Source organism: Selenomonas sp. AB3002, from assembly GCF_000702545.1.
Taxonomy (GTDB): Bacteria; Bacillota; Negativicutes; order Selenomonadales; family Selenomonadaceae; genus Selenomonas_B; species Selenomonas_B ruminantium_A.
Map to the genome: position 1 here is coordinate 801,937 of NZ_JNIO01000002.1, position 13,292 is coordinate 815,228.

General features: G+C 55.1%; 10 protein-coding genes. 2 read left to right on the forward strand and 8 right to left on the reverse strand.

Annotation, left to right across the window (positions count from 1 at the left end; all coding sequences use genetic code 11):
• Position 1: 1 nt before the first annotated feature.
• Together P159_RS0103945 and P159_RS0103950 are read right to left on the reverse strand one after the other, a co-directional pair.
• Positions 2-1,690: a dicarboxylate/amino acid:cation symporter gene (locus tag P159_RS0103945; protein ID WP_029541642.1), complete on the reverse strand. Its 1,689-nt coding sequence runs from the start codon at positions 1,688-1,690 to the stop codon at positions 2-4.
• A 2-nt stretch (positions 1,691-1,692) separates the two neighbouring features.
• Positions 1,693-2,568 (reverse strand): transporter substrate-binding domain-containing protein, encoded by an 876-nt coding sequence (locus tag P159_RS0103950; protein ID WP_029541644.1) that lies wholly within the window; start codon positions 2,566-2,568, stop codon positions 1,693-1,695.
• A 247-nt stretch (positions 2,569-2,815) separates the two neighbouring features.
• Between P159_RS0103950 and P159_RS0103955 the strand changes: the two genes are divergently transcribed.
• Together P159_RS0103955 and P159_RS20470 are read left to right on the forward strand one after the other, a co-directional pair.
• Positions 2,816-3,166 (forward strand): STAS domain-containing protein, encoded by a 351-nt coding sequence (locus P159_RS0103955; RefSeq protein ID WP_029541645.1) that lies wholly within the window; start codon positions 2,816-2,818, stop codon positions 3,164-3,166.
• On the forward strand, positions 3,163-3,339 hold the full coding sequence (locus tag P159_RS20470; RefSeq protein WP_185753597.1) for a hypothetical protein: 177 nt from the start codon (positions 3,163-3,165) through the stop codon (positions 3,337-3,339). Before P159_RS0103955 ends, P159_RS20470 begins: the two co-directional genes overlap by 4 nt.
• Positions 3,340-3,353: 14 nt before the next feature.
• Here P159_RS20470 and P159_RS0103965 read toward each other — a convergent pair whose 3' ends face one another.
• From P159_RS0103965 to pfkB, 6 genes are all read right to left on the reverse strand, one after another.
• Positions 3,354-6,533 carry a multidrug efflux RND transporter permease subunit gene (locus P159_RS0103965; RefSeq protein WP_029541649.1) on the reverse strand — a complete coding sequence of 1,060 codons (3,180 nt, stop codon included), beginning with the start codon at positions 6,531-6,533 and terminating at the stop codon, positions 3,354-3,356.
• Positions 6,534-6,548: 15 nt separating this feature from the next.
• Positions 6,549-7,742, reverse strand: coding sequence for an efflux RND transporter periplasmic adaptor subunit (locus tag P159_RS0103970; RefSeq protein ID WP_037376863.1), 1,194 nt, complete (start codon positions 7,740-7,742; stop codon positions 6,549-6,551).
• Positions 7,742-9,091 carry a TolC family protein gene (locus P159_RS18350; RefSeq protein ID WP_051650097.1) on the reverse strand — a complete coding sequence of 450 codons (1,350 nt, stop codon included), beginning with the start codon at positions 9,089-9,091 and terminating at the stop codon, positions 7,742-7,744. Before P159_RS18350 ends, P159_RS0103970 begins: the two co-directional genes overlap by 1 nt.
• Positions 9,092-9,259: 168 nt before the next feature.
• Complete coding sequence (gene scpB, locus P159_RS0103980; RefSeq protein WP_029541650.1) at positions 9,260-10,060, reverse strand: methylmalonyl-CoA decarboxylase; 801 nt, start codon at positions 10,058-10,060, stop codon at positions 9,260-9,262.
• A 141-nt stretch (positions 10,061-10,201) separates the two neighbouring features.
• Positions 10,202-12,091, reverse strand: coding sequence for a fructose-specific PTS transporter subunit EIIC (locus P159_RS0103985; protein ID WP_029541652.1), 1,890 nt, complete (start codon positions 12,089-12,091; stop codon positions 10,202-10,204).
• Positions 12,092-12,374: 283 nt separating this feature from the next.
• Positions 12,375-13,286, reverse strand: a complete 912-nt coding sequence (gene pfkB / locus P159_RS0103990; protein WP_029541653.1) for a 1-phosphofructokinase — start codon at positions 13,284-13,286, stop codon at positions 12,375-12,377.
• Between the last annotated feature and the right edge of the window lie 6 nt (positions 13,287-13,292).

The following is a 13,292-nucleotide window of genomic DNA, read 5'->3' on the forward strand; positions in this document are numbered from 1 at the left end:
CTCAACTCCCTTGATAAATTTTTTCATCCACCTTGTCCTCCAGCCGTGCCAGCATGAAAGATGAGGAAATATTGCCTGCCACATTGATAGCCGAACGCATGCAATCCAGGATGGGGTCAATGCCTACGAAAAGCATGATAGCCGCCTCCGGCACCCCTACCATCTCAAAGACGGAGGCCAGCAGAATAACAGCCGACCCAGGCGCACTGGGAAAGGCAAAGGTCAGCAGCAGCGTTGCAAAGAAGAATGAAAGCAGGAACTCCGCATCCAGGGGCAGCCCGAAGGTCAGCCGCATGGACAGCGCCAGAATGACGATATAGGCAGCGCTGCCGGTCATATTTATCTGCAAGCCCAAAGGCAGGGAGAACATGGGGAGTTTTTCCTCTATGCCCAGTTTCTCGGAACAAAATTTCATCATTTCCGGCATGCAGGCACTGGAACTGCGAATGGAAAAAGGCAGCACCAGGAAAACTACTATCTTCTTAAGGAAAGGCACAAACGAGCACCTGCCCACCGCAGACACAAACACACACAACACCAGCAGCACCAGTGCCTGTGCTATATAATTCACCCCAATGACCCTGCCATAGTCCCAAAGCATGGAAAAATCCGTATTCAGCATCATCTTGGCCATGGAAGCTACCACCGCCAGAGGCATGAAAACCATGACCGCCTTCATGATATCATTGATGAACCTATTGAGGAACTCGATGCCCCCCCTTACCACAGCGGCCCGCTCGCCAGACTTCACCAGGAACAGACCGAAGAAACAGGAAAGGAAAAGGACCTGCAGCAGATTGCCGGAGGAAAAGGGAGAAACTATGTTTTCCGGTATGATGCCCACAATCACATCCCTGACCGAAAGTGTCGCTGTGCTATCAGCAGCTACAGAGCCCACCATAGCCCCAAGCTCCGGCAGTGCCCCCAGCCATATGCCAAAACCTATAGCTATGGCTATGCTGGCTGCCAGCTTAACTAGGGATACAGCTATGAGCTCGCCCCCCAGCCGCCCAATTTCCGTGGCGTCAGACATGCTGACCAGTCCCGACATCACCGAGAAAAAGATCATGGGAGCCAGCAGCATCATCAGGGCATGGATGAACATGTTCTCCACAGGGGAAAAGATATTTGCCACCAGCCACGAACAGGCCTCAGGCGCCAGCAGCTGCTTCAGCAAGACCCCTATCAGGCAACCAGCCGCCATGCCGGCCATAGTGTACAGAGCAGCCTTGCCGCTGAACGCATGCACACGGATACAGACGATATTCTTCCCGTTCCTCCGGGAATAGCTCATATCTTCCCTATGGGCTTTCAGGATAGCCATGTTATAAAACTTTTCCTTATCCTCCGGAACTTCCTCCAGTCCCACAACGGGATTGCATGCTTCTCCTTTGGCAGAAAAATATAAGCTGACATCACCCAGGCGCTTCCTCAGGGTCACCTCTCCGAAAAATTCCTCCGGATGCGCCGAAGCTTCTTCCAGCCGCAGGAAAGTTTCTTCCAGCAGCAGTTCTGCCACCAGGATTTCCTGCTGGGACACCTTCATTTCCGACAGGCTTTCCTCCAGCCATTTCATGGTGTCTGAGTAACTGGCTTTTGAAAATTCATAGCTTTTGCGCCCCATGCCAGACTCCCCTTTAATCAGCATCTGCCGGGCGGCAGCCACCCGGCAGATATCTAGTGTGCCCAATATTACTTCTTCATATCGAGGTGGACAATCTCATCCTTGAAATAGGGGTCGCTGGTGACCGTTCCCTTGGGGCGGTCAAAGTCCTTGTTACGGATGCTGAAATCATCAGCAGGAATCACTGCCCAGAAAATAGCGTCAACAGTCTTGCCCGAAAGAGCAGCCGCCCTGGCGCCGCTCTCCACTTGCACTATTTCGATATTCATCTTCAAACGCTTGCCCAGTTCTGCCAACACAGCCGTATTGTAGCCCGCAGGCTGTCCGTTGGCCAGGACCAGGTCAATGGGCGGCAGGTCGCCTGTGACTCCTACCTTGAGGGTGGGGCGCCCCTCCACCTTTTCCATAGGCACAGAGGGAGGCTCCTGGCCTGCCTTCACACCCTCGATGTACTTCTGGGCGAAGAGATGCAGAGTGCCATCCTCAGTCATATATTTGATATTATCGTTTATTTTTTCCAGCAGTTCCTTATCTTCATTCCGCAGCAGCAGGCAGAAACTGTCTGCCATCTTCATCTGGCCAAAGTCCGTCTCATCAAACTTGCCGTTCTTGGCCTTGAGGTAATCCGCCACACTCTGATACGTGCTCATTTCCTTGACGCTGCCTGATTCTATCCCCATCTGCAGAGCATTCAAGCTGTCATAATAGGTGACGTCATACCTCATCTTGACAGGGAAATTGCCCTTCTCGCCTATCTGCTTCAGGAGTTCCGCCTGCTGCTGCTCGCTGATATTCATGTTTGCCAGCATGCCCAGCTTCACCGGCCCTTCTGCCGAACTCTTGCCACTGTCCCCGGCAGACCCGCAACCAGCCAGCACAGCCCCCGCCAGCATGCATCCCATGAGCACCCCGGCAGCCTTCTTCAGATTCCACTTCACAGCCATTTCCATTGCCTCCTTTATCTTCCTGGCCGTGAACCCTCCTGCTCCCAAGCCAGCCAACCAAATTTCAGCTTTATCCCAGCTACTAACTTCTACCTTCCTGCTCAGATTTCCTCCTGTTCCCTTAAATAGTCCATAAAATTCCTGGCGAACAGCCTCCTGATTCCTTTCCACACAACCCAAAGCAGGAATTATGCCAAACCGGGTAGAACCTACTTAAGACAGACCAGCATTGGAAGGGGGTATTTTTATGGATGAATCCATGCTGATCATTCCTCTTGAGGGCCAGATCAATACCCTCAATGCGATGGCTGTAGGACAGGAGATTGCCCGACAGCGGAACGCCCAAAAGCATAGGAAGCTGGTTTTCGATGCCCAGAACCTGACCTTCGTTTCCTCGGCAGGACTGCGTATTCTCCTGCAAGTAATCAAAGAAGAAAAGGTGCAACATCATGAGCCTGTTACCATTATCAGAACCTCCAGGGAAGTATATGATATCCTGGAAATGACAGGACTCACCAAAGTTGTTGAAGCGCACAGGACTTTCCGGGAAAGGCCCTGCCTGATGACCTGCATGTGGTGCATGGTGATTTCCAGATGAAGAATGTGCTATTCTGCCATGAAGACCTCATGCTCATCGACATGGAAACCCTGTGCACAGGCCAGCCCCTCTTCGATCTGCAGGGCCTCTATGTGACGTACAAGGCCTTTGCTGATTATGCCAAAAGCCTCCCTATGCCAAAAGCCTGGCACAGGGAGGCCCTTTTTCTATGAATTTCTGTTCCCGATTATTTAGACGTCTGGGCAGCAGCTTCCTTATTTCCTTTCAGCTTGTTCGTCAGCCAGACGACGATGCAATACATTACGGGGATAAGGAAGATACCCAGGGAGGTAGCGAAAAGCATGCCGCCTACCACTGCCGTGCCCATGCCGTTTCTGGCTGCAGAACCTGCGCCAGAGGCCATGGCCAAAGGCAGGCAGCCGATGATGAAAGCCAGGGAGGTCATGATGATAGGTCTGAGTCTCAGGCCAGCTGCCTCGATGGTAGCCTTCACCGGCTCCATGCCGGCATCAACTCTGGCCTTGGCGAACTCCACGATGAGGATGGCATTCTTGGCTGCCAGACCCATGAGCATGATGACACCGATCTGCACATAGACGCTGTTCAAAAGTCCCATGTTCGCATGACCGCGCATGCCGCCGATCATCAGCAAACTGAACAGGACGAAGAACGCCCCGAAAATGCCCGTCGGCACAGTCAGCAGCACGGCGAAAGGCACGCTCCAGCTCTCGTAAAGAGCTGCCAGGCAGAGGAATACGAAGACAACCGAAAGGGCCAGGACCTTGCCGGTGGTACCGGCGGACTTTTTCTCCTCGCGGGTCTGACCGGACCATTCAACAGCGAAACTGCTGCCGGCCTTCTCCTTCACCACTTCCTCCATGGCAGCCATGGCCTGACCGGAGCTGTAACCCTCCGCTGCAATGCCATTGATGCTGATGCTGCGCACCCCGTTGAAACGGGAGATAACGGAAGTGGAAGTTGAGAATTTGGGAATCAGGAGGCTGTCCAGGGGCACCATGGTCCCATAGATATTTTTCACATAGCAGAATTTCAGAGCCTCGCTCTCGTTCCTGTACTGGGCATCGGACTGCAGCATGACGTAATAGCTGCGGCCGAACCGCACGAAGTCATTGACATAGGCACCGCCGTAATTCACCTGCAGCGCCGTGAACACATCAGAGAGCTCCACGCCAAGCTGCTTGACTTTCTCACGGTCCACCTCGAACTTGCAAATGGGGGAATCCACAGAAAAGGTGGTATAGGCCATCGTCAGTTCCGGCCGCTGGTTGGCAGCCGCCAGGATTTCCTTGGTGATGGCATCAAGTTCCTTGTCCGTGTGACCCGTCATGTCCTGAAGCTCCATGGAGATGCCGCCCACCATGCCCACACCTGGCAAGCTTGGGGGGACAATAGCCATGACACTGGCCTCGGGATGGTTCTTGCCCAGTTCATTCACCTTGCCGACGATGCCTTCCAGTGAAAGATCTTCCGTGGTACGCTTATCCCAGTTTTCCAGGCCCACGAAAAAAGTACCGCCATTTGATTTGGTACCGCTGGAAAGCATATCATAACCGGAAATCTTCATGACATTCTTCACGCCGGTAAGGTTGCCTATTTCCTTTTCCAGGGCAGTCATAGTGTCATAGGTACGGTTCAGGGAAGTGCCATCCGGCATCGACACCGCGGCGATGAAATACCCCTGGTCCTCGTCCGGGACGAAGGTTGACGGCAGCTTGCTGTAGAAGAAGCCTGCCAGAACGCATATCACCAAAAGGGAGGCTGCCCCCACCTTGGCATGGCCGATAAACCAGCCTACGATGCCGGTATAGCGGTTCTGCGTGCGGTCAAACCAGTCGTTGAAGGCATCAAAGAACTTATCAAGGGGTCCCTTCTTGGCATTGGGGTCATGTGGCTTCATCAGCAAAGCGCAAAGCGCCGGGGTAAGGGACAGAGCCACAAAGGCGGAAAGACCCATGGATACGGCAATGGTCAGGGCGAACTGACGGTACAGCACGCCGGTGGTGCCGGAAAGGAACGCAACGGGGATAAACACGGCCGCCAGCACGAAGGCGATGGCCACTACAGGCCCCTGCACCTCGTCCATGGCTTTTTCAGTTGCTTCCACCGGCCCAAGGCCGTCCCTCTTCATGTGGGATTCCACGTTCTCAATCACCACGATGGCATCGTCAACCACCAGGCCGATGGCCAACACCATGGCAAAAAGGGTCAGAGTGTTGATAGTAAAGCCCAACAGTATGAAGCTGGCCAGGGTACCTACCAGAGACACAGGGATGGCCAGCACGGGAATCAGCGTGGCCCGCCAGCTCTGCAGGAACAAGAACACGATGACAATAACCAGCATCAGCGCTTCCTTGAAGGTCTGCACCACTTCGCTGATGGACTCATTGATGAACTCGCTGTTATCAATGACAGCCCGGTATTCCATATCATCGGGGAAATTCTTGGAGGCTTCCTCCAGCACTTTTTCAACCTGGCCTATGGTTTCCAGGGCATTGGCATCGTCCGTCAGCTTGACACCAAAACCGGCACTGGGAGCGCCGTTGGCATCAGAAATCATGGCAGAGGACTTGGCGCCCGTTTCCACCCGGCCTACATCCCTGATACGCACATAGGAGCCGTTGCTGTTCGCCGTCAGGATGATGTCGGCAAATTGCTCCGGCGTGACCAGCTGGCCTTCCACACTGCCTGTATACTGCTTCTCCTGGTTTTTCGGCGCAGGCAGCTGGCCGATGGTGCCTGCCGGTGCCTGGACATTCTGCTCCCTGATGGCGTTTTTCACATCAGAGATGGTCAGTCCCAGCTCAGACAATCTATCAGGATTCAGCCAGATACGCATGGAATACGTGGAGCCAAAGGTGCTGATGTCGCCCACACCCTTGATGCGCTTGAGGTTATCCACGATATAGATGTTGGCATAATTCATCAGGAACGTGCGGTCGAAGGTGCCGTTCGGAGAAAGCATGGTGAACATATATGCCATATCGCTGGAAGATTTTTTCGTAGTGACGCCGGTGGTCTGCACATCCGACGGCAGGCTGGATTGGGCAATGGACACATTGTTCTGCACCAGCACTGTGTCCATGTCCGAATTCGTACCCAGCTCAAACTTCACATCCAGACTGTAGCTGCCGCTGTCGTCGGAAGTGGAGTTCATGTAGTCCATCCCCTGGGTACCGTTGACCTGCTGCTCGATGACCTGGGCCACTGTCTGGTTGATGACGTCAGCATTCGCCCCGGTATAGGTGGTGCTCACGTTTATGGTGGGCTGACTGATCTGAGGGTACTGGGCGATTGGCAGGCTAAGGCCGGACACAACGCCCAGGATGACGATGATCAAGGCGATAACAATGGCGAAAATAGGACGATGTATAAAAAATCGTGCCACGATTGCCGCCCCCCTTTATGACTTGTCTACGATGTCAGCAGATTCAGTCAGGGAGAAGCCCATATCCTCTGCCGTCACCATAGTGACATCCAGTTCCCTGCCTGACTGAAGGTTGGTCAGGCCATCGACAATCACCGTATCATCAGTGGTAACGCCCTTCTTCACAATATAGTAGCTGCCAACTTTCTCTCCCAGTTCCACTTTCTTGGAGACAGATTTGCCATCATCTCCCACCACCAGCACAAAGGTCTCGTCCAGCAACTGCTGCACGGCCCGCTGGGGCACAAGGATAGCGTCTTTTGCCGTCACGCCCACAAGCCCCACACGGACAAACATGCCGGACAGCATCACACCATGAGGATTCGGGAAAAGAGCCTTGACGGTAAGGGAGCCAGAATTGTTGGAAAATCCCTTGTCAGCCGCGATGATATCGCCTTCCAGAGGATACACCTGGCCGTTGGAAAGAGTGATTTTGACTTTTGGCATCGGCTCGTCAGATGCATCGGGGTCGCCGTCTTTTTCCATGGCCTTGGCCAGGAGGTTCAGGTACTCAGTCTCACTGATGCTGAACTTGGCATAGATGGGGTCTATGGAGCCCAGGGTCACCAGCGTGGTGCCGCCAGCGGTAGCATAAGTGCCCACTGCCACATCATCCACAGACAGCCTGCCGTCCATGGGGGCATAGACAATGGTATCGTCGAGATTTTCCTGGGCCTTCCTCACCGCTGCCCGCTCAGATTCCACTTCTGCCTCATACTCTGCCACCGTAGCCCTCTGGCTGGTGAGGGTCTGCTCAGAAACGGCCTTTTTGGCCCAGAGCATCTCATCACGTGCCAGATCTTCCTGGGCATTTCTCAGAGTGGCCTGTGACTTGTGCAGGCTGGCCTGAGCTTCCAGCACAGCAGACTCGTACTGGCGGGAATCCAGACGGTACAGAGGCTGGCCTGCATGCACCTCGGCCCCTCCCTGGAAATATTTCTCCATGACGCTGCCGGACACCCGGGCATGGACCTCTACTTCATCCGTGCCCTCCAGCTGCCCCGGATAAGCATAGGAAACCGGCGTATCCTGCTTCATGACCTTCATGGCCTTGACTGACGCCTTGCTTTGCGGCGGTGCCTGTTCCTCTCCGCAGCCCGTCAGGAAAAGGCTGGCTGCCAGCACCACTGAGCTTAGCAAGGCTGCGGATTTTTTCCCATATGCTACCATCACTTCTTGTCTCCCTTCTCGCTATTCTCGTAAAGTGCCTGCCGATAAGGCTCCACATCCAGCTCCACTTTCACGCCCATAGCTTTTTCCAGGCTGGATTTGTTGACATTATAGCTGTAGAGGGCATTGATGTACTCACCTTTGGCCTCCACCAGCTTGTTCTGGGCATCCATGAGCTCCAGGTTCGTGCCCACACCTGCGGCATAACGTGCTTCTTCGATATGGTAATCTTCCTCAGCCTTGTTCACCACATCTGCCATGATATTGATATTTTCCTCGGCAGCCTTGAGCTTCACATAAGCCTCACGGACTTCCAGCTTCACATCACTGAGCTTGTCCTGAAGCTCTGCTTCAGCGCGACGCACAGAGGCCTCTTTCTGCTTCACCTGGGCCTTGGTGACCTGATTGTCAAAGATATTCCAATTGACAGAAATGCCGGCCTTCCAGCTGTCAGAGCTGTCCCGATTGCTTTTGAAAGGGCCATCCCCCGCAATGCTGCGGCTGGCGCTTGCATCCACCGTGGGCCTGTAGCCTGACTTGGCGGCCTCCTTGTAGGCCTTTTTTTCCAAGAAATTGTATTCCTTCTGGAAGAGATCCGGGCGGTGCAACAGGGCATAAGCCTCGCATTCCGGCAGTTCCTGGAGGAAGCGCTCATAAGTGAGCTTGTCAAGGGCGTTGGTATCTGTCTCTGGAGGCAGTCCCACTTCCTTGTTGAAGGTAGCTACAGCCACTTTATAATCACTCAGCGCCGATACCAGCTTCTGCCGGCCCTGGGCCAGATTCACTTCTGAACTCAGCACATCTGCCATAGCCACTGTACCGGCCTCATATTTGTTGTTGACATTTTCCAGGTGGGCCTGCAGGTTGCCTACAGATTCTTCGTAGACTCCAACCTGGCTCCTGCATTTCAAGATTTCATAATAATCCTGAGCCACCGTGTCCCGGATGCTCTGCCTGGTGCGTTCCAGAGTCAGCTCTGCCCCGGACAGGCCCATCCTGGCTGCCTTGATGTTGTTTTCCAGTTTGCCGCCGCTATAGATGGGCATGCTGACCTGTCCCTGATTGGTGAAAAGGCGGTTCTTCCAGTCTTCATAGGCCTTGCCCCCTACGGCATCCCCTTCAAAGGCCCAGGACAAAGTCGGGCCGGTCTTCCTGCGGGCTTCCCTCAGCGCCCAGTATGCGTTGTCCAGATCCGCTGCGCTTTCCTCGATGTCATAGTTGCGTTCCAGCGCCATCTGCACCCCATCCTCAAGGGTCATGTCCAGCCTCTCAGCCGAAGCCGTCCCCCAGATGCTGCATAGGATAAGTGTCATCACTGCTGCTTTTGCATGTTTCCTGTAAGATTTCATCTGCGAACCTCCCTGCTGCTTATGCAAATCGATTGTTGCAAAGTGCTGCATAATTTCCCATTTTCTCATTCAGTTGGGCTGTTAATTTTAGAAAATAATTCACAATAGGGAATACTTCTCCCCCTCCACAGCATTTTCCTGCCCTGCAAACTGAATTTATTCTGTATGTCAATCAAGGTCCGATGCTTTTCCCTTGTATTTCGGCTCCCGTTTCTCAAAGAAGGAATTGATGCCCTCTTTGTAATCCTCGCCGCCATAGACCTTGTGGCGATAGGCGTTGATGCGCTCGAAGCTTTCTGCGCTGATGACCGTGGAAGCACGGCTCAGGATGCGGAACTGGCGCTTGATGGCGCTGATGGACAGGACGCTGTTGCGGCGCAGGGGCTTGAGGAACTGTTCTTCCAGCACCTCTTCCAGCTCGTCTTTTTCAGTCACGCGGTTTATCAGGCCCACGTTCAGTGCATCTTCCGCTTCGATGGGCATCCCCAGGAAGAACATCTCCCGGGCCTTGTTCATGCCCAGCTGATTGATGAAGTGCAAGAGACCTGAGGCATTGTAAGGAATGCCAATCTTGGCCGGGGTGATGGCAAAGGTGGCATTCTTGGAGCTGACAATCATATCGCAGGACAGGCAGAGGTCGCAGGCTCCTCCCCACACCGTGCCATCCACGCAGGCAATCACGGGAATAGGCACATCCTGCACATCCCGCAGCAATCTCTCCATGGGAACTTCAAAGGCCAGGGGGTCGCTGCCATCCTGGGGCAGTTCGTGCATATCGTGGCCCGCACTCCACACGCCCTTGTTCACCTCTGCCTGCAGCACAATGCCCACACATTCGCTGTTATAGGCAAACAGCAGCGCCTCCGCAATCCCCTCACACATCTCTTCGCTGAGACAGTTGTAATGCTTCCCGTTCTGCATGGTCACAAAACAGATGCGGTCTTTGATGATTTTATTAACTAACGGCATGTGAATCATCTCCCCTATCCTGCAAAGTTCCTAACCAACACAGATGAAATATTTCGCTCCCCCTCCCCATTATCCTGCCCTGAACGAAAAAAAGCCTTGCGAGTTCATAGTCTCGCAAGGCTTTGCTTTCAAGGTATCAAATTATTTGTTCAGGGGCTTCTTCAGCACGGAGAGCACTGCGCAGCCGACTACGGCGCCAATGAGGATGGCGACGAGGTACATCACCGGGTTGCCGATGGTGGGGACTACGAAGATGCCGCCGTGGGGAGCACGGAGGGTGCAGTCGAAGGCCATGGTCAGGGCGCCTGCCACAGCGGAGCCGATGACGCAGGAGGGAATCACGCGAATCGGGTCACCAGCTGCGAAAGGAATAGCACCTTCAGTGATGAAGGACATACCCATGACGTAGTTCACGACACCGGCCTTCTGCTCACTTTCGGTGAAACGGTTCTTGAAGAAGGTGGTGCAGAGAGCGATGGCCAGAGGAGGAACCATGCCGCCTGCCATGACAGCAGCCATCACATGGTATTCGCCGGAAGCCAGGAGGCCGGTACCGGTGACGTAAGCAGCCTTGTTGATGGGGCCGCCCATGTCGATAGCCATCATGCCGGCCACTACGATGCCCATGAGGATACGGGCAGAGGGATCCATGTTGGCCAGGGTGTCAGTGAGCCAGGTGTTGATGGCGCTGACAGGAGGCGCAATGATGTACATGGAGATGAAGCCCATGATGAGGATGCCGAAGAAGGGATAGAGGAGGACGGGCTTCACGCCGTCCAGGCTGGCGGGGATATTAGCGAAAGCCTTCTTGAGGAGGTTCACGATCCAGCCGCCCAGGAAGCCGGCCAGGAGGGCACCAAGGAAGCCGGAACCGGTGGTACCAGCCAGAGCGCCACCCACGAAGCCCACAGCCAGACCAGGACGGTCAGCAATGGACATGGAGATGAAACCAGCCAATACCGGCAGCATGAAGCCGAAGGCTGCGCCACCAACGCTCATGAAGAACTTGGCGAAGGGGGTGTTGCTGCCGAAGGAAGCAGCCGGCTCAGGAGCATCAAAGAGGAAAGCCAAAGCGATGAGCACACCGCCGCCCACCACGAAGGGGAGCATGTGGCTGACGCCGTTCATGAGGTGCTTGTATGCCTGACGACCCAAAGACTCGCCTGCGGTATCTGCTGCACCCTCAGCCTCGTCGCTGCCGGTGGCATGGTACACAGGAGCCTTGCCGCTCATAGCCTTGTCCAGGAGCTCGTCAGCCTTGTTTATGCCGTCGGCTACCTTGGTGATGATGGTGGGCTTGCCGTCGAAGCGGGCCATAGCCACGTTCTTGTCAGCAGCCACGATGATGGCATCAGCAGCGGCGATTTCCTCAACAGTGAGGACGTTCTTGGCGCCGCCGGAGCCGTTGGTCTCAACCTTGATGGAGATGCCGCGCTTCTTGGCGTGCTGCTCCAGGGACTCGGCAGCCATGAAGGTATGGGCGATGCCGGTGGGGCAGGCAGTGACAGCCAGCACCTGGATGTGGTCAGCCTTGGGAGCTGTTGCCACAGGCTCAGCTCCGGCAGCCACGAACTTGCCGTCTTCCTTGTCGTCAATGAGCTTCAGGAACTCGTCCTTGGACTTGGCGGCAATGAGGGCTTCCTTGAAGTCAGCATCCATGATCATGGTAGCCAGCTTGGACAGGATGGCCATGTGCTCGTCATTGGCAGAGTCCGGAGCGGCAATCTGGAAGAACAGGCGGGAGGGCAGGCCGTCCATGGACTCGAAGTCCATGCCTGCGGGCACGGTCATGGCCGAAAGGCCTGCGGCCTTGACGCCAGCGCTCTTGGCATGGGGAGTGGCGATGCCGTCTCCCAGGCCGGTGGTGCCAGAAGCCTCGCGGGCCAGCACATCTTTCATGTACTGTTCCTTGTCAGTGAGGTTGCCGCCCTTTTCCATCAGGTCGGTCAGCTGCCGGATGGCTGCATTCTTATCAGCCGGCTGTGCTCCGAGGAGGATAGACTCGCTCTTGAGCAGGTCAGTGATACGCATGATATCTCTCCTTTGTTAAAAAATATATGAGAACATAATAATGAGGAAACTTGAAGTTTAGTAAAGAAACGCAGTAGCAGGCCTTACCTGCCCCGCTTGCGGGGGCGCGTAAGCGCGGGAGCCCGGTGGGCTCCCTGGTGTGGGGACCACCGAAGGTGGTGGAAGGGGGGACGAGAGCAAGCAACGCTTCGGCTTCGATTCCCCCTTCCGTCAGCCCTTCGGGCTGCCACCTCCCCCGCAAGCGGTGGAGGTATGGTCAACCCTTTCATTGCTTCTTCTACAATCAGCTGCGGATGCTCTTGTAGAGGGCCTCAGCTTCTTCCCTGGTGGCCAGGTTCTCGCTGAAAGCGGAGGCGGAGCCGGTGGCTACGCCCATGTAGAAGGCGTGCTCAAAGTCTTCCGGCTTCTCATGGCAGCCGGTGATGAAGCCTGCCACCATGGAATCGCCTGCGCCTACGGAGTTCACCAGCTTGCCCTTGGGGGCCGGGCTCTTGAAGTGGCGGCCGTCCTCGGTCAGGAGGATAGCGCCGTCGCCAGCCATGGAGATGAGCACGTTGCGGGCCCCCTGCTCCTGGAGCTTCTTGGCGTAGGTGACGATTTCCTCGTCAGTGGTGAGCTTCACGCCGAACATATCACCCAGCTCGTGATTGTTGGGCTTGATGAGGAAAGGATGATACTTAAGAACCTTTAAGAGCAAACCTTTCTCGGCATCAACCACCACGCGGATACCCTTGCCGTCCAGGCGGCTCATGATGCGCTCATAAATGTCATCCGGCAGGGTGTTGGGGATAGAACCAGCCAGCACCAGGGTGTCGCCTTCCACCAGCTTGTCCAGCTTGGCAAAGAGCTCTGCCTGTGCCTCCTCGCTGATTTTGGGGCCCTGGCCGTTGATTTCCGTCTCCTTGTCGGCCTTGACCTTCACGTTGATGCGGGAGAAACCCTCGGGAAGCTGCACGAAGTCATGAGCCACGCCGAAGCCCTCCAGCTGGCGCTTGATTTCCTCGCCGGTGAAGCCTGCCAGGAAGCCCAGAGCCGTGGACTTGATGCCCATGTTGCCCAGGACGATGGACACGTTGATGCCCTTGCCGCCCCCCAGGACCTGCTCGTAGTTCACCCGGTTGATCTGCCCTGCGGCAAAGGAATCCAAGCGCACGATGTAGTCAAGTGCCGGATTGAAAGTAACTGTATAAATCATTTATGC